Origin of the sequence: Streptomyces sp. TLI_55, assembly GCF_900206255.1 — a bacterium.
In the GTDB taxonomy this organism is placed as follows: Bacteria; Actinomycetota; Actinomycetes; order Streptomycetales; family Streptomycetaceae; genus Streptomyces; species Streptomyces aquilus.
In genome coordinates this window covers 3,173,068-3,191,391 of record NZ_OAOJ01000001.1, presented here as the reverse complement: position 1 = coordinate 3,191,391, position 18,324 = coordinate 3,173,068, and the positions used below count along the sequence as shown (strand labels likewise).

At 70.4% G+C, this 18,324-nt stretch carries 13 protein-coding genes, 2 tRNA genes and 1 pseudogene; 11 read left to right on the top strand and 5 right to left on the bottom strand.

Annotated elements, in window-relative coordinates; all coding sequences use genetic code 11:
- Positions 1-5 precede the first annotated feature (5 nt).
- A pseudogene (locus CRP56_RS14770) lies at positions 6-830 on the bottom strand (RNA-guided endonuclease InsQ/TnpB family protein).
- Positions 831-1,039: 209 nt separating this feature from the next.
- Positions 1,040-2,461 carry an amino acid permease gene (locus CRP56_RS14765; protein ID WP_179851023.1) on the bottom strand — a complete coding sequence of 474 codons (1,422 nt, stop codon included), beginning with the start codon at positions 2,459-2,461 and terminating at the stop codon, positions 1,040-1,042.
- A gap of 215 nt (positions 2,462-2,676) precedes the next feature.
- Here CRP56_RS14765 and CRP56_RS14760 point away from each other — a divergent pair, with 215 nt between their 5' ends.
- Together CRP56_RS14760 and CRP56_RS14755 are read left to right on the top strand one after the other, a co-directional pair.
- Positions 2,677-3,165, top strand: a complete 489-nt coding sequence (locus tag CRP56_RS14760) for a ribose-5-phosphate isomerase (protein ID WP_097264110.1) — start codon at positions 2,677-2,679, stop codon at positions 3,163-3,165.
- A 34-nt stretch (positions 3,166-3,199) separates the two neighbouring features.
- Positions 3,200-4,021 carry an Fpg/Nei family DNA glycosylase gene (locus tag CRP56_RS14755; protein WP_097264107.1) on the top strand — a complete coding sequence of 274 codons (822 nt, stop codon included), beginning with the start codon at positions 3,200-3,202 and terminating at the stop codon, positions 4,019-4,021.
- A 12-nt stretch (positions 4,022-4,033) separates the two neighbouring features.
- Here the strand turns inward: CRP56_RS14755 and CRP56_RS14750 are convergent, their stop codons facing one another.
- Positions 4,034-5,275, bottom strand: coding sequence for a GNAT family N-acetyltransferase (locus CRP56_RS14750; RefSeq protein WP_179851022.1), 1,242 nt, complete (start codon positions 5,273-5,275; stop codon positions 4,034-4,036).
- A gap of 162 nt (positions 5,276-5,437) precedes the next feature.
- On the opposite strand from CRP56_RS14750, the gene CRP56_RS14745 reads away from it, so the two are divergent.
- From CRP56_RS14745 to CRP56_RS14730, 4 genes are all read left to right on the top strand, one after another.
- Entirely contained in the window at positions 5,438-6,622 is a 1,185-nt protein-coding gene (locus CRP56_RS14745; protein WP_097264103.1) for a PP2C family protein-serine/threonine phosphatase, read from the top strand.
- 86 nt (positions 6,623-6,708) lie between these two features.
- A complete protein-coding gene (locus tag CRP56_RS14740) occupies positions 6,709-7,500 on the top strand; it encodes an ABC transporter ATP-binding protein (RefSeq protein WP_097264101.1) in 792 nt (263 codons plus the stop codon).
- Complete coding sequence (locus CRP56_RS14735; RefSeq protein ID WP_097264099.1) at positions 7,500-9,929, top strand: ABC transporter permease; 2,430 nt, start codon at positions 7,500-7,502, stop codon at positions 9,927-9,929. The genes CRP56_RS14740 and CRP56_RS14735 overlap by 1 nt, the downstream gene beginning before the upstream one ends.
- Positions 9,926-10,390: an HD domain-containing protein gene (locus tag CRP56_RS14730; RefSeq protein ID WP_097264097.1), complete on the top strand. Its 465-nt coding sequence runs from the start codon at positions 9,926-9,928 to the stop codon at positions 10,388-10,390. Before CRP56_RS14735 ends, CRP56_RS14730 begins: the two co-directional genes overlap by 4 nt.
- Before the next feature lie 12 nt (positions 10,391-10,402).
- On the opposite strand, the gene CRP56_RS14725 is transcribed toward CRP56_RS14730, so the two are convergent.
- The gene (locus CRP56_RS14725) at positions 10,403-11,572 is read right to left on the bottom strand and encodes an acyltransferase family protein (protein WP_097264095.1); all 1,170 of its coding nucleotides are present in this window, start codon (positions 11,570-11,572) and stop codon (positions 10,403-10,405) included.
- Between the two features lie 534 nt (positions 11,573-12,106).
- Here CRP56_RS14725 and CRP56_RS14720 point away from each other — a divergent pair.
- Positions 12,107-12,301 carry a hypothetical protein gene (locus CRP56_RS14720; protein ID WP_059191782.1) on the top strand — a complete coding sequence of 65 codons (195 nt, stop codon included), beginning with the start codon at positions 12,107-12,109 and terminating at the stop codon, positions 12,299-12,301.
- Positions 12,302-12,374: 73 nt separating this feature from the next.
- On the top strand, positions 12,375-14,516 hold the full coding sequence (locus tag CRP56_RS14715; RefSeq protein ID WP_097264093.1) for a serine/threonine-protein kinase: 2,142 nt from the start codon (positions 12,375-12,377) through the stop codon (positions 14,514-14,516).
- A 1,019-nt stretch (positions 14,517-15,535) separates the two neighbouring features.
- Here the strand turns inward: CRP56_RS14715 and CRP56_RS14705 are convergent.
- Positions 15,536-15,609, bottom strand: a tRNA-Gly gene (locus CRP56_RS14705).
- Positions 15,610-15,762: 153 nt separating this feature from the next.
- On the opposite strand from CRP56_RS14705, the gene CRP56_RS14700 reads away from it, so the two are divergent.
- The 3 genes from CRP56_RS14700 (at position 15,763) to CRP56_RS14690 (ending at position 18,286) form a co-directional block, all read left to right on the top strand.
- Positions 15,763-15,839, top strand: a tRNA-Pro gene (locus tag CRP56_RS14700).
- A 167-nt stretch (positions 15,840-16,006) separates the two neighbouring features.
- The gene (tig, locus tag CRP56_RS14695) at positions 16,007-17,413 is read left to right on the top strand and encodes a trigger factor (RefSeq protein WP_097264089.1); all 1,407 of its coding nucleotides are present in this window, start codon (positions 16,007-16,009) and stop codon (positions 17,411-17,413) included.
- 267 nt (positions 17,414-17,680) lie between these two features.
- Positions 17,681-18,286 carry an ATP-dependent Clp protease proteolytic subunit gene (locus tag CRP56_RS14690; protein ID WP_165951168.1) on the top strand — a complete coding sequence of 202 codons (606 nt, stop codon included), beginning with the start codon at positions 17,681-17,683 and terminating at the stop codon, positions 18,284-18,286.
- Positions 18,287-18,324 lie beyond the last annotated feature (38 nt).

The following is an 18,324-nucleotide window of genomic DNA, read 5'->3' as shown; positions in this document are numbered from 1 at the left end:
TGCTCCTAGCCCTGAAGGGCGAGGATTCTGGCCTTCCCCGGCGGGTTGCTGTGCCGCTGCGCGGCACGGTTTCCGGTCGGGAATCCGTGGCTTCCTGTTTCTTCGCGCTGTGCCGGGATCGCTCCTGGTCTTACCGACGCTCCGCAGGCTGCTGCCGCCAGTCCGGCGGCCGTTTCGATGTTGATCGCGGCATTGTGGTCCCGGTCGTGGAGGGTGCCGCAGGCAGAACAGGTCCATTCCTGCACTCCAGCATGCTGAACTGTGCCCATCCGGCGTCGTGAACGGACTTGGCCAGTCGGGTGCGTGCCAGTCCCGCCACCGCGAGGTCCTCCACGGCGATTCCTTGGTTCTCGGAGATCAGCTTCGTGGAGAGCTGGTGGTGGAACTCCCGGCGGGCGTCAGCGACTTCGGCGTGGGCGCGGGCGACCTTCAGGCGGGCCTTCTGTCTGTTCTTCGATCCCTTCTGCTTGCGGGACAGCTCCTTTTGGGCTTTCTTCAGCTTCTTCTCCGCCCGGCGCAGGAAGCGCGTGAGTCGATCTTGGTGCCGTCGGAGAGTACGGCGAAGTGAGTGCGGTCTCGGCGTCGCGCAGGGACTGCTGGAGGACCACCGAGGAGACCTCGCCCAGCCAGGACCGCTCCACCGTCTGTTTCGCCTGTGTGATCAGCTTCTTGGACAGCTCGCCGGCCGTCGGGAAGGCCTCGCCCGCCTTCCGGGCGTCCTCACGGGCGCGCACGCAGTCGTTGAACACCACGCGGGCGCACCCGAACGCCCTGGCCAGGGCGGTCCGACCGGCGTTCGGGTACAGCCTGAAGACATACCGGAGCTGCATGACGATCACGCCAGCCACGCCGAACACGTGCCGTAACCGGGAACAAACGAACGAGGCGTCACCGTCGCCGGGCAGAGTCCGGCTCCGCGTCGCAACCGCCTGATGCGCTTCGCCCCCGGCGTGAACGCCGGGGGCTTGCGCATGAATTCAGGTAGCGGCCACAACAGCCACAGCACCGTGAAGAGACAGAACCCGGTCAGGACGACGCGTCAACCGACCTTGATCTTGTCCTGCACATCCGGTCCGCCGACGACATCCGAGGAACGCCCGCCCCGCACCCGCTCCTTGAGCACGGCAACCCCCAGTACGAACGCCGCGACGAGCAACGACAACAGCACCGTCGTACGCCCACTGCTCGCCCCCTCCGTGTCGGTCAGCATGTAACCGAGCACGAAGACGATCAACCCGGCCGTCGCCCAGGTCAGATACGGGTACAGCCACATCTTCACGACCAGCTTCTCCGGCGCCTCGGCCTGGATGATCTTCCGCATCCGCAGCTGCGAGAAGCAGATGACCAGCCACACGAACAGCGCGACCGCACCGGAGGAGTTGACGAGGAAGAGGAAGATCGTGTCGGGGGAGAGGTAGTTGAAGAACACGGCCACGAAGCCGAAGATCACGGACGCGAGGATGGCCGTCATCGGCACACCGCGCGAGGTCGTCCGCGCGAACGCCTTCGGCGCGTCCCCCCGCTCACCGAGCGAGAACGCCATCCGCGAGGCCGTGTAGAGCCCGGAGTTGAGACAGGACAGCACCGAGGTCAGCACGATGAAGTTCATGATCTGACCGGCGTGCGCGATCCCGAGGGAGTCGAGGGCGGCGACGTAGGAGCCGGACTCCTTGATGGACGGGTCGTCCCACGGCAGCAGCGTCACGACGACGAAGATCGAGCCGAGGTAGAAGACGCCGATGCGCCAGATGATGCTGTTGGTCGACTTGGTAACAGCGCGCTGCGGGTTCTCGGACTCGCCGGCGGCCAGCGTGGCGATCTCGCTGCCCATGAAGGAGAAGACGACGAGCAGAACACCGGTGAGGATGGCGCCGGGCCCGTTGGGCAGGAAGCCGCCGTGGTCGGTGAGGTTGGACAGGCCGGCCTTGTCGGCGTCGACGCCGGGCAGCACACCGAAGACCGCGAGTCCGCCGATGACGATGAACGCCCCGATGGCGACGACCTTGATCCCGGCGAACCAGAACTCGAACTCGCCGTAGGAGCCCACGGAGACGAGGTTCGTGGCGGTCAGCACCACCATCACGATCAGCGCCCAGCCCCACTGCGGGACGGCGGGGATCCAGCCTTCGAGGATCTTGGCGCCGGCGGTGGCCTCCACCGCGAGCACCACGACCCAGAAGAACCAGTAGAGCCAGCCGATGGAGAAGCCGGCCCAGCGCCCGAGCGCCCGGTCGGCGTGGGCGGAGAACGAACCCGAGGTCGGGTTGGCGGCGGACATCTCGCCGAGCATCCGCATCACCAGCACCACGAGCGTGCCGACGAGGGCGTACGACAGGAGGATGCCGGGTCCTGCGGTGGCGATGCCGGAACTGGAGCCGACGAACAGTCCGGCCCCGATCACACCGCCGATGGCGATCATCGACAGATGTCGGTTCTTGAGTCCGGCCTGGAGACCAGTCATGGGGGGAATTCCTTTGCGCCGGGTGAGCGGTCCCCGTACGGGTTGCGTACGGATCGGTCCAGTGAATCGGAGGCAAAGGAATTCGTGAACCTATGAATCCGGATTGTTACTTGAGGTTTTCATGAGGTTCCATGGTTGAGGCTTGATCGGGGCGGTATTTTTCCTCCCTGACACCCAGAGCGGCTGCCCCGAAACAGCCATGTCACACTCATCCCATGCGCGTGTATCTCGGCTCCGACCATGCGGGCTTCGAACTCAAGAACCACCTCGTCGAGTGGCTCAAGGCCGCCGGCCACGAGGCCGTCGACTGCGGCCCCCACATCTACGACGCCCAGGACGACTACCCGCCGTTCTGCCTCCGCGCCGCGGAGCGTACGGCGGCGGACCCCGACGCCCTCGGCATCGTGATCGGCGGCTCGGGCAACGGCGAGCAGATCGCCGCGAACAAGGTCAAGGGTGTCCGCGCGGCTCTCGCCTGGAGCGAGGAGACGGCGTCGCTCGGCCGCCAGCACAACAACGCCAACGTCGTCGCGGTGGGCGCCCGGATGCACACCCAGGACGAGGCGACCAAGTTCGTCGAGACCTTCCTCGCCACCCCGTTCTCCGGTGACGAGCGCCACATCCGCCGCATCGACATGCTGGCCGACTACGAGACGACCGGCGACCTCCCGCCGATCCCGGCGCACCACCCGCAGCAGGACTGACGCACGCCCCAGGGGGCTGGAAGGAACAGGCACCGTGCCAGAGGGGCACACGATCCACCGGCTGGCGGCCGACTACGCCGACCGCTTCTCCGGCACGGCGCCTCGCGTCACCAGCCCCCAGGGCAAGTTCTCCGACGCCGCCGCCCTCCTGGACGGCGCCGGACTCACCCGGACCGAAGCCCACGGCAAGCACCTCTTCCTGGGTTTCCGCGGCACCGGCCGGGACACCGACTGGGTCCACATCCACCTGGGCCTCTTCGGCAAGGTGACCTTCGGCGACGCCCCCGCGCCGCCGCCCACCGACACCGTCCGTCTGCGGCTCGCGAACGCCACGTCGTACGTCGACCTGCGCGGCCCGACGACCTGCGCCCTCATCACGGACGCCGAGAAGGACGCGATACACGGCCGCCTCGGCCCCGACCCGCTCCGCGAGGACGCCGACCCGCAGACGGCGTACCGGCGCATCTCCCGCAGCCGTACGACGATCGCCGCGCTGCTGATGGACCAGAAGGTCATCGCCGGCGTCGGCAACGTCTACCGCGCCGAGGTCCTCTTCCGGCACGGCATCGACCCGTACCGGGCGGGGAAGGATGTCACCGCGCGCGAGTGGGAGGCGATCTGGCGGGATCTCGTCGACCTCATGCGCGAGGGCGTGCGCCACAACCGCATCGACACCGTCCGCCCCGAGCACACCCCGGAGGCGATGGGCCGCCCGCCGCGCGTCGACGACCACGGCGGCGAGGTGTACGTGTACCGCCGGGCGACCCTGCCCTGCCACATCTGTGGCGGCGAGATCCGCACCGCCGACCTCGCCGCCCGCAACCTCTTCTGGTGCCCGGGCTGCCAACGCGCCTGAATCAGGCCTGACTCAGAAGCCGTGCGGCAGCCAGGGCGCCACCGGCGACCCGAACCCGACCGCCGCCTCCGTCAGCGCCCCCTGCCGCAGCTCCCGCACCCTTCCTGCGGCCCCCAGCGCGGCCAGGCTCACCCCGCCGAGATACGCGGCCCCCAACTCCCGTACGGACAGCGCCAGATCGGCAGCGTCCTCGGTCCGCTCGCAGGACGCGCCCTTCGCGTCCCCGCTGAGCCGCCAACGCCCCGTGTTCCAGGGGCAGAAGTCGTCCTCGACGTCGAACACCACGTCCACCGGCGCCTGATAGGTCCGCGCCTCCAGCGCGGCCCCCACGTCCACCAGCCGTACGTGCAGCGAGTCCCGCAGCCGCGGCTCGCAGCGCCGGAGGTCGGAGACCAGCTGCTGCCAGACCTCGTCCACCGGCCGCGCCCGCGCATGCACCTTCGACGTCAGGTCGATCCCGAACAGGAACCGCCACAGCGCCGCGTGCGCGGCCGGATCCAGTGCCTGTACGTCCCGCAGCGCCACGGTCCCCTTGGGCCCGGCGCCGTCCCACTCCGGCTTCACATGGAAGCGCGCGTACCCGACGACCTCGCCGTCCCGCTCCGCGACCACGCACTGCAGCGGCGAGGCACCCTCCCGCTCGCCCGGGGGATCGAGCACCCCGAGCCGCTCCCAGCCGGGAACGCGCGCCACCATGCCGGGCCGCCGCGGCACCAGCCGCGCGTACACCGCCTCGCAGGCGTCGAGGACGTCGGCCGGCTTCGCGTACCGCACGCGTACGTCATCGGTACCGGGCGGCACGGACAGCCGTACCCGTGTGGTGTCGATCTCGGCGCTGACGTGGAACGTCGCCGGCGCGTACCCGAACCGGCCGTAGATCGCCGGTTCGCTCGCGGTCAGCACGGCCAGCGGCCAGCCCCATTCCCGTACGTCGTCCAACTGGCGCCGCATCATGGAGCGCAGCACCCCGCGCCGACGATGGGTCGCGGCCACACTGACCATGGTCACGCCCGCGGCCGGCACCGAGGCGCCGCCCGGCACGGTCAGCCGGAAGCTGAACGCCCCTGCCGTACCGACGCATTCGTCCCCGTCCCAGGCGCCGATGGAGCGGTCGAGTTCGGTGAGCGCGTTCCACAGCTCCCGTTCCTCGGCCGCCTCCGGGACTCCGCCGAAGGCCCGGATCAGGTTGTCGTACCACTCGTCCCACTCGTCCTGCCGCAGCACCCGCAAGTCGATCGCCAAGTCAGAAGCCATGGACCATGCCTACCAGGGCATTGCGGGACGAGCCAGGGAATTTCTCCTTGGTGGCCGCAGGGTGGCTTTCCGTGAAGTTCACTGTGAAGTTGAACCTCGGACGGGGGACAAGTGGGACCTCCCGTGCCAAGCAGCTGGTCCGATGGATAGGGTCCCGAACTAATGGCAGCAGGACGAGAGCGGCGCGCGGCGGCCGACACGTTCACGGCCCGGTTGAAGATGCAGTGGCACCGGGCCCGCGTCGGCCTGCGCAGAAGCGCCGTGGACTACTTCCGCGGGGACGGCTCGGACTGGGTCGCCCTGGCCGGTCTGCTCCTGACGATCCCGCTGATCGCGGCCACCACCCTGATGAACTCGGTGTGGTGTTCACCGGCCGCGCTGGTCCTGCCGATCGTCGCGGGCGGACTGCTGCTGCGGCCGGCGAGCCTGCTGGGTCTGTACGCGGCGGCGGCGACGGCGCTCATCGTGGAGTCGGTGCAGCTCGGCCCGTACACGGAGGGCCCGTCGAGAGTCACCCCCGGCATTGTTCTCGTGGTGGCCGCCTGCGGGTTCTTCGGCCTTCTCATCGCCCAGTTCCGCAGCCGGGTCGGCGTGCCCTGGCGGCGCGGCGGCACCATGCTCTTCGACCTGCGCGAACGCATCCGCGTCCAGAGCAAGCTCCCCAAACTCCCGCCCGGCTGGCACCGCGAGATGGCCCTGCGCCCGGCGGGCGGCCAGTCCTTCTCCGGCGACTTCGTGGTCGCGGCCCGCACCAACGGCGGCCGCACGATGGAGGTCGTCCTCACGGACGTCTCCGGCAAGGGCATGGACGCGGGCAGCCGCGCCCTGCTCCTGTCCGGCGCCTTCGGCGGCCTCCTGGGCAGCCTGCCCCCGCACGCGTTCCTGCCCGCCGCCAACGGCTACCTCCTGCGCCAGGACTGGGACGAGGGCTTCGCCACCTCCATCCACCTGGTCCTGGACCTGGACTCCGGCGACTACGAGCTCTACTCCGCGGGCCACCCGCCGGGCCTCCAGCTCAGCGCGGGCAGCGGCCGCTGGGAGGAGAAGGCGGCGGAGGGCCCCCTCCTCGGGGTCTACGACGGCGCCCAGTTCGACCCCGTCAAGGGCACCCTGCGCCCCGGTGACGTCCTGATGCTCTTCACGGACGGCCTGGTGGAGACGTCGGACCGGGACATCGTCGAGGGCATAGACCGCCTGACCGGCGAAGCCGACCGCTATGTGGCCGGCGGCTTCCACGGCGCGGCCTGGCACCTGATCGAGGCGGTGGCGAAGGACGTCAACGACGACCGGGCCCTGCTGCTGATCTGCCGCGAGGGCCCGACGGCCCAGGCGGCCTCTGCCACCTAGCCGCGCCGAGGTGGGGTTTTCCCCCGCCCCGATCCGCCAGCCGCCCTCATCGCCCCGCCCGCCCTCCGGTCCGTAGCGTCAAGTGCATGACCTCGGACCGGAAGAAATCCCCCATGTCCACCCCCGGCGAATGGGCCGTAGAACTCCACGGCGTCACCCGGCGCTACGGCCGTGGCCGCACCGCCGTCCACGCCCTGCGCGGCATCGACCTCACCCTCCCGCCGGGCACCTTCACCGCGGTCATGGGCCCTTCCGGCTCCGGCAAGTCCACGTTCCTCCAGTGCGCGGCCGGCCTCGACCGCCCCACCGCCGGCACGGTCCGCCTCGGCGGCACGGAGATCACCGGCATGAAGGAGAACAAGCTCACCGCCCTGCGCCGCACCCGCCTCGGCTTCGTCTTCCAGGCCTTCAACCTGCTCCCGTCCCTCACGGTCGAGCAGAACGTCGCCCTCCCCACGCGCCTCGCGGGCCACCGCCCCGACCGCCGCCGCACCGCCGAGGTCCTCGCCCAGGTCGGCCTCGCCGACAAGGCCCGCCGCCGCCCCGGCCAGCTCTCCGGCGGCCAGCAGCAGCGCGTCGCCATCGCCCGAGCCCTCGTCACCCGCCCCGACGTGGTCTTCGCCGACGAACCGACCGGCGCCCTGGACACCACCACCGCGGCCGAGATCCTCGCCCTGCTCCGCCAGGCCGTCGACACCGAGCGCGCCACGGTCGTCATGGTCACCCACGACCCCACGGCGGCGTCCTGGGCCGACCGCGTCCTGTTCCTGGCGGACGGCGAGATCACCGCCCACCTGGACCGCCCGACCCCCGACCAGATCGCCACCCGCATGCAGACCCTCACGGCCCGCCGGGACGACGTGAAGGCCGCCGCCTGATGCGTCCCAACGGCCTGGCCCGCGCCTCCCTCCGCTTCCGCCCCTCCGCGTTCGTCGGCACCTTCGTGGCCCTCGTCATGGCCGCCGCGATCGTCTCGGCCTGCGGCATCCTCCTGGAGACCGGCGTCCGCGCCGAGGTCCCGCCCGGCCGCTACGCGGGCGCACCCGTCGTGGCCGCCGCCGACCAACGGGCCCCCTACGGCAAGGGCGACAGCGCCGACAGCGAGCCGGTCCCCGACCGCGCCCGCCTCGACGCCGCCCTGGTCGCCAAGGCGGCCACCGTCCCCGGCGCCCGCACCGCCGTCCCCGACGTCACCTTCCCGGTCACCAGCCCGCACGGCCCCCTCGCCGCCCACAACTGGTCCGCGACCGCCTTCACCGGCGAACACCTCACGGCGGGCCGTGCCCCGGGCCCGGGCGAGGTCGTGCTGAGCGGAGCCGAGGCCGGCACCCGCGTCACCCTCACCACCCCCGACGGCACCCACACCTACCGCGTCTCCGGCACGACCACCGCCCCCGGCGTCTGGTTCACCGACACGGAGGCCGTACGACGCTCAGGGCACCCCGGCCGCATCGACGCCATCGCCGTCCTCCCGAAGCCCGGCGTCACCACCGGCACCCTGGCGGCCCAGGTGGCCCACGCCCTGGGCGGCCAGGCCGAGATCCACACCGGGGACGACCGCGGCACCGTCGCGGACCCCACCCTCGACGAGGCCAAAGAGGTCCTCATCGGCATCGGCGGCTCCTTCGGCGGCATCGCCACCGTCGTCGCCATGTTCACGGCGGCCGGCACCATCGCCCTCGCCGTCGGCCAGCGCGCCCGCGAGTTCGCCCTGCTGCGCGCCATCGGCACCACCCCGCGTCAGATCCGCCGCACCATCGCCACCGAGACCCTCCTCGCCGCCCCGCTCGCGGCCGCCCTCGGCTGTCTGCCGGGCACGGCCCTGGCGGCCTGGTGGCTGGACCAACTCCGCGACCGGGGCGCGGTCCCGGAACAGGTCGACCTGGCCGTCTCCTGGATCCCCCTGGTCTCCGCGACCGGCGCGGTCCTCCTCGCCGCCCTCCTCTCCGGCTACGTCGCCGCCCACCGCAGCTCCCGCATCAAGCCGGGCCAGGCGCTGAGCGAGGCGAGCGTGGAGCGGCTGCGCGTCGGCTGGATCCGCACCCCGCTCGGCCTCGCCGCGGTCGCGGGCGGTGTCGTCTGCGCCGCCCTGTCGGCCTCCCTCACCGGCGAGGACGCGGCCAACGCGGCGCTCGGCGTCGTCGTGCTCTTCATGCTCGCCGTGGGCCTGCTCGGCCCGCTGGTCGCCCGTGCCTGCGCGGCCCTGTTCGGCCTCCCGCTGCGCGGCGGCAGCGCCTCCGCGGCCCTGGCCGCCGCCAACTCCCGTACGAACGCCCGCCGTCTGGCGTCGGCGATCACCCCGATCGTGCTGGCGATGGCGTTCTCGTCCGTCCTGGTCTTCCTGCACACCAGCGAGGACCACGTCACCGCCCAGCAGCAGCGCGACGGCATCACCGCCGACCACATCGTCACCGCCTCGGACGGCGGCCCGGGCCTCGCCCCCGATGCCGTACGACGGGCCGAGGGCACCCCCGAAGTGACGGCCGCCGTGGGCCTGTTGAGGACCTCCGTGCTGGTCCCCGGTGCGGGCGGCACCCTGGAGGCGGCCACCGCGCAGGGCGTGACCGGTTCCGCGAGCGCCCTGGCCGCCGTACAGGATCTGGACGTGAAGTCAGGCCAACTGTCCCTCGCCCAGGGCGAGATCGCGGTCGACGCGTCCCTCGCCGACACGGCGGACGTCCGGGTCGGCGACCGCCTCCACCTCCGCCTCCCCGACGGCACGAAGGCCGCGCCGCGGGTCGTGGCGACGTACGGCCGCGGCCTGGGCCTCGCCCAGGTCACCCTGAGCCGTGCCGCCCTGGCCGACCACGTCACCTCCGCCTACGACACGGAACTGTGGACGAAGGGCGGCACGACGGCCGGTCTGCAGCCGCTCGGCACCGTCCAGGACCGCGACGACTACACCACCGCCCAGTCCGTGGACCGCGAGCTCAACGCCTGGGCGAACAACCTCATGGCGGCCGTCCTCGGCGGCTTCGCGGCCGTCGCCGCCGTCAACACCCTGGTGATGACGGTCCTCGACCGCCGCCGCGAACTCGGCACGCTCCGCCTCATCGGCTCCACCCGCCGCCAAGTGCTGCGGATGATCCGCTGGGAGGCCCTGCTGGTCGCCCTCGCGGGCATCGCCCTCGGCACCGCGATCGCCCTCGCCACCCTGGTGCCGATGATGAACGGCCTGACGGGACAGGGCCCTTACATCCCGCCGCTGACGTACGGAGCCTTCGCGGGAGGGATCCTCGCACTGGGCCTGACCGCGGCCACCCTCCCGGCCAAGGCGGCACTCCGCAGGGAGACACTGGACGAGTGACCGAACTCCTGACGCCGGCCGAGATCGAGGCCCTGGCCCGCACGGCTCACGAGGGCCAGACCGACAAGGCCGGACGCCCTTACGCCGAACACCTCCGGGCCGTCGCCGAGGGCGTCCGCACCCGCGGCGGCGACACCGACCAGATCGCGGCGGCCTGGCTGCACGACGCCGTGGAGGACGACGCCCTCTCCGAACAGTGGCTGACCGAGGCGGCACTGAGCCGCCGTACGAAGGACATCGTGCGCGCGGTCACCAAGCGCGAGGGGGAGCCGCCCGAGACATACGCGGCCCGCATCCTCGCCACCCCGGGGGCGTTGCTGGTGAAGGAGGCGGACCTGGCCCACAACGCGGACCCGACGCGACTGGCGGTGCTCGACGAACCGACCCGGAAACGACTGACCGAGAAGTACGCGCACATGCGCACACTTCTCGGTCTCGTACGGAGTGAGGGGCCGGAGTGAGGGGCCGACGGTCTAGGCGGAGACCTTCTCCCGCCGCTCCTGCTGCTGCCGTTCGCGGGCCAGTTCCGCCGCGTCGCGCTTGAACGCCCACTCCATCTTCGGCTCCATCGCGAACCGGAACACCCGTCGCACCGGCGCGGTGCACAGCGCCGTGACGACCGCGGCGGCGACCACGCTCACGAAGATCTCACCGGCCGGCCGGTGCAGCCAGGCGTGGTCGAACCAGCCCTGGTAGTCCCCGGCCTTCACCAGGAAGCCGTGCAGCAGATAGCCGTAGAGCGTGCCCGCGCCGAGCGCCGTGAACCACATCTTCCGGCGCGGCACCCAGGCGAAGAAGCACGCGGTCAGCAGCAGCGAGCAGCCGAACATCGCGAGCACCATCACCGGACCGACCCACCACGGGGCGCCCAGGTCCTGGGCGGCGTCGCGGTGGTAGAACCACGCCGTGTTCATGCGCGGCACCGCCCACCAGCCGACGGCCAGCGCGGCCGCGAACACCGGCACGGCCAGGATGCGCATCCGCCATGTGCGCACCATGTGGAAGTGCTCGGCCTTCATGCACAGCCCGAGGACGAAGTAGGGCAGGAACTGCAGCACCCGCTGGAGGTCCAGGTCGTTGCCGATCGACGGCGCCACGGACGCCAGCATGGCGATGCCGAGGGCGAAGGGGAGCGGCCAGCGGATCATCTTCAGGATCGGGGTGCACAGCCGCCAGACGAACAACGCGCACAGGAACCAGGTCAGATACCAGGGGTCGAGCAGACTGACGTCCTTGCCGGGGTCGTCGCCCACCGTGCGCTCGAAGAGGACGTACGCCGTCTCGAACAGGATGTACGGCACCGCCACGCCCGTGATCAGCCGCTTGAGCCGGTCGGGGCGCATGTCGAAACTGCGCGAGAAGAAGCCGGAGATGATGATGAACGCCGGCATGTGGAAGGAGTACACGACCGTGTACACGCCCTCCAGGATGCGGCTGTCGCCCTTGAGCGGCTCCCAGGCGTGACCCACCGCGACGAGCACGATCGCCAGGTACTTGGCGTTGTCGAAGAACGCGTCACGCTGCTTGCCCTGTGGCTTGCGCCGAGGCTGCTGCTGGGCGAGCGGTGAGCGGGGGCTCGGCACTCCGGGTGCCGACGACTGTGCCGGCGGGAGCGGCACGCGGGGCGAGGCGGCGTGGAACATCTGAGGCACCCTAGCGTTGTCTGTGCGATTTCGTAAAACCGGCCACGTCATTCCTGGTTATCGGCTTCGGGTACCCGATATTTCGGCAAGCCGACGCCATTCTCCACGTGACGGTGAACACAGCGAATGGATAGGCGCAGTCGTCACTGCAAGGGTCGTATTGGTGTGATTCATCCCGACTAAATAGGGCATATGAGCCGCAGCCGACTACGGCGGAATGTCCGCTTCCTGTGGGGCGGTTGGGGCCGCCGCTCATTTTCGAATTACCTGCGAACGGGATGTGTGGAGACCGAAACGATACGGTCGAATTCCCTGTGCGAGCTCCGCGTGAGGGCGCGCTCGAATTGCTGTACGGAACCTGGGGCGTTGGCCACGGACCCGGACGGCGCCGCACAGTTCGGGCACGGGTGTGGTCAACGATGTCTCACCTGCCGCATACAGCGGCTTGGTTGGTGGCACGATGGTTCTGGCGGGGGTGCGCGGGGCTGGCACCCCCGGGCCGGGAGAGCGGACCGACCTAGGGTGTGATCAGTTGTGGCCATTTCGCTGTCAGTGGTGCTGCTGTTGGCGATCATCATGGTGGTGTTGATCCGTGGCGGGTCCCTCAAGGCCGGACCCGCGGTCGTGGCCGTGCTGTTCGGCTTCTTCCTCGCCTCGACAGGCATGGCCGACGACATCCAGCGCTTCCTCAACTCGATAGCGGAGACGATCAACTCGATCCAGTTCTGACCCCGTTGAGCCGCCGGGCTAGGCTGACCAGCCCGGTCACGGGGGCCGGTGACGGACGGGGGGACGTACGGGGATGGCGCTGCGCGACTCGGACCCGGCGGAGGTGGGCGGTTACCGCATCGAGGACCGGCTGGGCAGCGGTGGCATGGGCGTGGTCTACCTCGCCCGCTCCGCCTCCGGCCGCCGCCTCGCGGTCAAGGTGGTGCACGGCCAGTACGCGGACGACGACGAGTTCCGTGCCCGGTTCCGCCGCGAGGTGGACGCCGCCCGCCAGGTCAGCGGCGCCTTCACCGCACCCGTGGTGGACGCGGACGCCGACGCGCCGCGCCCCTGGATGGCCACGCTCTACATACCGGGCGCCGACCTCGGCACCCACATCCGTGTCCACGGCCCGCTGCCGCCGTCCCGCGCCCGGGAGTTGGCCGCGGGTCTCGCCGAGGCCCTGCGCGACATCCACCGCGCCGGCGTCGTCCACCGGGACCTCAAGCCGGCCAATGTGATGCTCGCCGACGACGGCCCCCGCGTCATCGACTTCGGCATCTCCCGCGCCACCGGGCTCGCCGCCTCCGACGCCCTCACCCAGACCGGCCGCGTGATGGGCACCCCGCCCTTCATGTCCCCGGAGCAGTTCTCCGCTCCGCACGAGGTGGGCCCCGCGTCGGACATCTTCTCCCTCGGCGCGGTGGTCGCCTTCGCCGCCTCCGGCAAGGGCCCCTTCGACAGCCCGAGCCCGTACGAGACGGCGATCCGCGTGGTGGAAGGCACCCCGGAACTCACCGACGTACCCGAGGAGTTGCTCCCCTTCATCCGCCTCTGCCTGGCGAGGGACCCCAAGTCCCGCCCCAGCGCGGACGAACTGCTCCGCCTCCTGCGCGACGGCACCCTGCCCGCCTCCGACCCCCCGACCCTCGTCGACGCCCCGCGTCCCCGCCCGCGCCGCGGCCGCTTCTGGCTGCTCACCGCGCTCGGCACGGCCCTCCTCGCCGCCATAGCCACCACCACCCTCGCCCTCACCGACGACGACGCCGCGGACCCGGCAAGCCTCCCCGCGGGCTGGCAGGCCTGGCACCGGCAGGCGAAGGACCCCAGCGTCGACAAGGACCCGATGGGTCCCACCGCCCTCTTCAACCGCTGCGTCGCCTCCGGCACCTCGCTGGTCTGCGCGGGCGACGAGATCATGGCCACCCGCTTCGCCCTGGCCGACGGTGCCAACACCTGGGGCCGCCCCATGGACCCGACCGCCGAGGACTCCGGCTTCGGCAGCAGCAGCTCCGGCGCGGGCACGATCATCGGCACCCACAAGGGCCGCGTGTACGTCTACGGCGCCGACGACCGGCCCAGCGGCGACCAGACGTCGTACCCGACCCGCTACACGATCCAGGCCCTGGACGCCGAGACCGGAAAGGTGGCCTGGAAGACGGTCACCGCCGACAGCACGGACGGCACCGAGCCGAGCAGCGACCAGGGCGCCTCCGCCGCCGTCCCCGCGGGCGTCGTCACCGTCTACGGCAGGACGGGCAACCAGTACGCCCTCCTCGACGCCGACACCGGCGAGGTCCGCTGGAAGCGCCCCCTGCCGAACCCGGGCCAGTACATGAGCCTGCTGCGCGGCGTGGGCGGACAGGCGTACCTGCTCACCGCGAAGTACACGTCCGACGTCATCGAGGACACGAGCGTCAGCCAGCTCGACCCGGCCACCGGAAAGCCCCGCTGGACCGTGAAGCTCAAGGGCGACGTCGACATCGTCGGCCGGCGTGACGGCCGCCTGCTGCTGCTCAACACCACCGGCCCGCGCCGCACCCTGACCCTGATCAAGACGTCCACGCACATCGTCACCACGGTGAGGCTCGCCAAGCCCCAGCCCGAGGCCGCGACCCCCACCCTCACGGGCGGCACCCTGTACTTCACCCTCTCCAACGGCGGCATCCGCGCGGTCGACCCGGACACCGGCCGCCAGCTGTGGGAGGGCAACTCCGGCGTGGAACTCGCGGGCCCGCCCACCGCCTCCCGCACCCATCTGTACCTGGCGTCCCCCAGCGGCCGCCTCGCCGCCGTCAACCGGACGACCGGCAAGGTCGACGACACCCTCGACGGCCGCGACGACGCTGCCGTGGACGGCTCCCCGACCGGCGCCCCGCTCACCCTGGTGGGCGACGCGCTCTACGTCCCGTACGGCCTGCGCTCGGTCTACACGGTGGACGTACGCACCCTCTGACCAGGTGCGACGGTCCAGTACGACGAGAGGGCCCGGTTCCTCAGGAACCGGGCCCTCTACATCGAACAGAGCGGGCGACGGGAATCGAACCCGCGTAGCTAGTCTGGAAGATCGCGTAACCGGATCCGAGCTGACCTGGCGAGATCGCCGCGACTCCCCGCTGTTCCCCGTGCCGTACTTCCACATCGGGCACGCAGGGGGCACGCGTGGCTCTCTCCGACCGTGCAACCTCGTCGGCCTTCACGCGGTCGGTGAGGCGGGTTCGGCATGGCCGTAGAGTGTGTGAGTCCGATCACCGCGGGATGGCCGTCACGACACCTGCCACGGTGCGCATGGATCATGAGCGCATGCATCCTCGGTTAAGCCGCATTGCTGGCATAGCGCTCCTCCTGCTCGGTATCGCCCTCGTGCTCTGGAGGGTCTTCGGTAGCCCTCAGGACTGGGAGGGCGCCATGAGATGGCTTCGTACCGGTCTCATGCTGGGAGCTCTGGGGATGATCAGCCTCAGCGCACGACTGATATTCCCCGGCGCCAGGGACGACGCACCGGATGAGGTGTCCCAGAAGGCCGACGGTGCAGCTCCGGATGAGAGGCCCAACTCCCATGGTTGACCGGCCTGTTCGTCAATGGATGCATGTCCAACCGCCGAACCCGTCAACGTCCGAAGGGTCAACAACGACCGCCTCGAACTGCCACCGTCACCGCTTCAGAGCCCGCCGTGAGTACTCCAGAAGAGGCCCGCGCCAGGGCGGTGCGACGGCTAATGGAGCCGGGGCGGGAGCGCGTTCGGCTTGTCGCAGAGTTGGAACGTCTGGACGCCCGGATTCGTCCGCTGAAGGCGCTCTCTGTGAGTCAGCAAGTGAGCGGTGCCCCCTGCATGCCACGTGACCTGAAGGGTTGAGGCACGGCAAGCCCGAAAGCCGAAGAGGCACGCGGGGGACACGCAGGACAGAACGCGACCCCGGAACGCGATCAGGGCCAGGCGGAGGAATCATCCTCTGACCTGGCCCTGAGCCGTATGGAGCGGGCGACGGGAATCGAACCCGCGTAGCTAGTTTGGAAGACTAGGGCTCTACCATTGAGCTACGCCCGCACGCGACGCGCCGCAGGTCAGGTGACCGCGGCACAGAAGGCATCGTAGCGGGTCGGCCCCCTTCGCCGCACACCCCGGTCCACCTTGCCGCGCGGCCCCGTAAATGCGGCGATCCCATGGCCTGCGGGCATGTACCCTACGTGTCGCACCAGACGGGGTGTGGCGCAGCTTGGTAGCGCGTCCGCTTTGGGAGCGGAAGGCCGTGGGTTCAAATCCCGCCACCCCGACCACCTTTCTTGATCGCCTTTTGGGGCGTGTCGTGGCTGCGGTTACTATGCAAGCTGCATGCCCGTGTGTCTCTCGTCTGACCCTGACGACGTCCTCCGGGCGGCGAATCCGCCGGAGCCGTTCTGGCCCCGGCAGAATCCAAGAAGTCAGCCCCCAAGGAGACCGAACCGTGAAGAGCGCCGTGGAGACCCTGAACCCGACCCGGGTTCGGCTCAGCATTGAGGTGCCCTTCGAGGAGCTCAAGGACAGCCTCGACGCGGCGTACAAGAAGATCAACCAGCAGGTCACGGTGAAGGGCTTCCGCAAGGGCAAGATCCCGGCCCGCGTCATCGACCAGCGGTTCGGCCGCGGTGCGGTCCTGGAGGAGGCGGTCAACGACGCGCTCCCGAAGTTCTACACCGAGGCGGTCAACGAGGCAGACCTGGACGTCCTCGGCCAGCCCGAGGTCGACATCACCGAGCTGAAGGACGGCGACACGCTGAACTTCACCGCCGAGGTCGACATCCGCCCCGCCCTGGAGATCCCGGACTTCTCCGGCATCGAGGTCGAGGTCGACGCCGTCGAGGTCACCGACGAGGACGTCGACAAGTCCGTCGAGCAGCTCCGTGAGCGCTTCGCCGCCACCTCCCCGGTCGAGCGCGCCGCCGAGGACGGCGACGTCGTCACGATCGACCTGGAGGCCAAGGTCGACGGAGAGGTGCTGGAGGACGGCATCGCCAGCGGTGTCTCCTACACCATCGGCTCCGGCGAGCTCCTCGACGGCATCGACGACGCCGTGAAGGGCCTGGAGGCCGGTGGCGAGGCCACCTTCACCTCCGAGCTCAAGGGCGGCTCCGCGGCCGGCAAGGAGGCCGAGGTCACCGTCAAGGTCACTCAGGTCGCCGCCCGCGAACTGCCCGAGCTGGACGACGAGTTCGCGCAGCTCGCCTCCGAGTTCGACACCCTCGACGAGCTGAAGGCCGACAGCCGCAAGCGCCTCGAGAACATGAAGCAGTACGACCAGGCCACCCAGGCCCAGGAGCGCGTCCTGGAGAAGCTCCTGGAGCTCGTCGAGGTGCCCGTCCCCGAGAAGCTGCTCGAGGACGAGATCAACACCCGCAAGCACAACCTGGAGCACCACCAGCTCGGCCAGATGGGCCTCGACCTCGAGAAGTACCTCGAGATCCAGGGCAAGACGGCCGAGGAGTTCGACGCCGAGACCAAGGACGCCGCGGTCAAGGGCATCAAGACCCAGTTCGTCCTGGACGCCCTGGTCAAGCGCGAGAAGCTGAACGTCAACCAGGAGGAGCTCACCGAGCACCTCATGCGCCGCGCCGCCTCCTCCGGCATGTCCCCCGACCAGTTCGCCCAGGCGGTCGTCGAGGGCGGCCAGGTTCCGCTCCTCGTCGGCGAGGTCGCCCGCGGCAAGGCCCTGGCCGTCGTGGTCGAGGCCGCCACGGTGAAGGACACCAACGGCGAGGTCATCGACCTGGATGACGAAGACGAGGCCGCTGAGGTCGAGGAGGCCGCCGAGGTCGCCGCGGAGGCCACGGAGGCCGACGCCACCGAGGCCGGCACCGAGAAGACCGAGGGCTGAGCCCACGGCACCTCGTAGGTCGTAGGACGGGCCCCGGGTCACTCATGACCCGGGGCCCGTTCGCCTTCCCGGCGAGGTGCCCCGCGCTACGCCCCCGGCGAACAGCCCGGTATCCGGGATTCCCCGAAGGGACCAGCGCGTTAGGGTCCATGAATACGAGGGGAGTGGAGTCCCCCAGCGGCTCCAAGCCCCGCAGGGAACACGCAGGGAAACGTGAGACGGCCCGGCGCCGTCGTAAGACGAGCAGGTGGATACGTGACGAATCTGATGCCCTCCGCCGCCGGCGAGCCTTCCATCGGTGGTGGCCTCGGCGACCAGGTCTACAACCGGCTGCTCAACGAGCGGATCATCTTCCTCGGCCAGCCGGTCGACGACGACATCGCGAACAAGATCACCGCACAGCTGCTGCTCCTTGCCGCGGACCCGGACAAGGACATCTACCTCTACATCAACAGCCCGGGCGGTTCGATCACGGCCGGCATGGCGATCTACGACACCATGCAGTACATCAAGAACGACGTGGTGACGATCGCCATGGGCCTCGCCGCCTCCATGGGCCAGTTCTTGCTCAGCGCGGGCACCCCCGGCAAGCGCTTCGCGCTGCCGAACGCCGAGATCCTGATCCACCAGCCGTCCGCCGGCCTCGCCGGCTCGGCCTCGGACATCAAGATCCACGCCGAGCGGCTGCTGCACACCAAGAAGCGCATGGCCGAGCTCACGGCCCAGCACACCGGTCAGTCGTTCGAGGAGATCACCCGCGCCTCCGACCGCGACCGCTGGTTCGACGCGGAGGAGGCCAAGGAGTACGGCCTCATCGACGAGGTCATCACCACGGCCGCCAACATGCCGGGCGGCGGCGGCACCGGGGCCTGAGCCCCGCAGCAGGGCCCGCAGCGGCCCGCAGAGCCCCC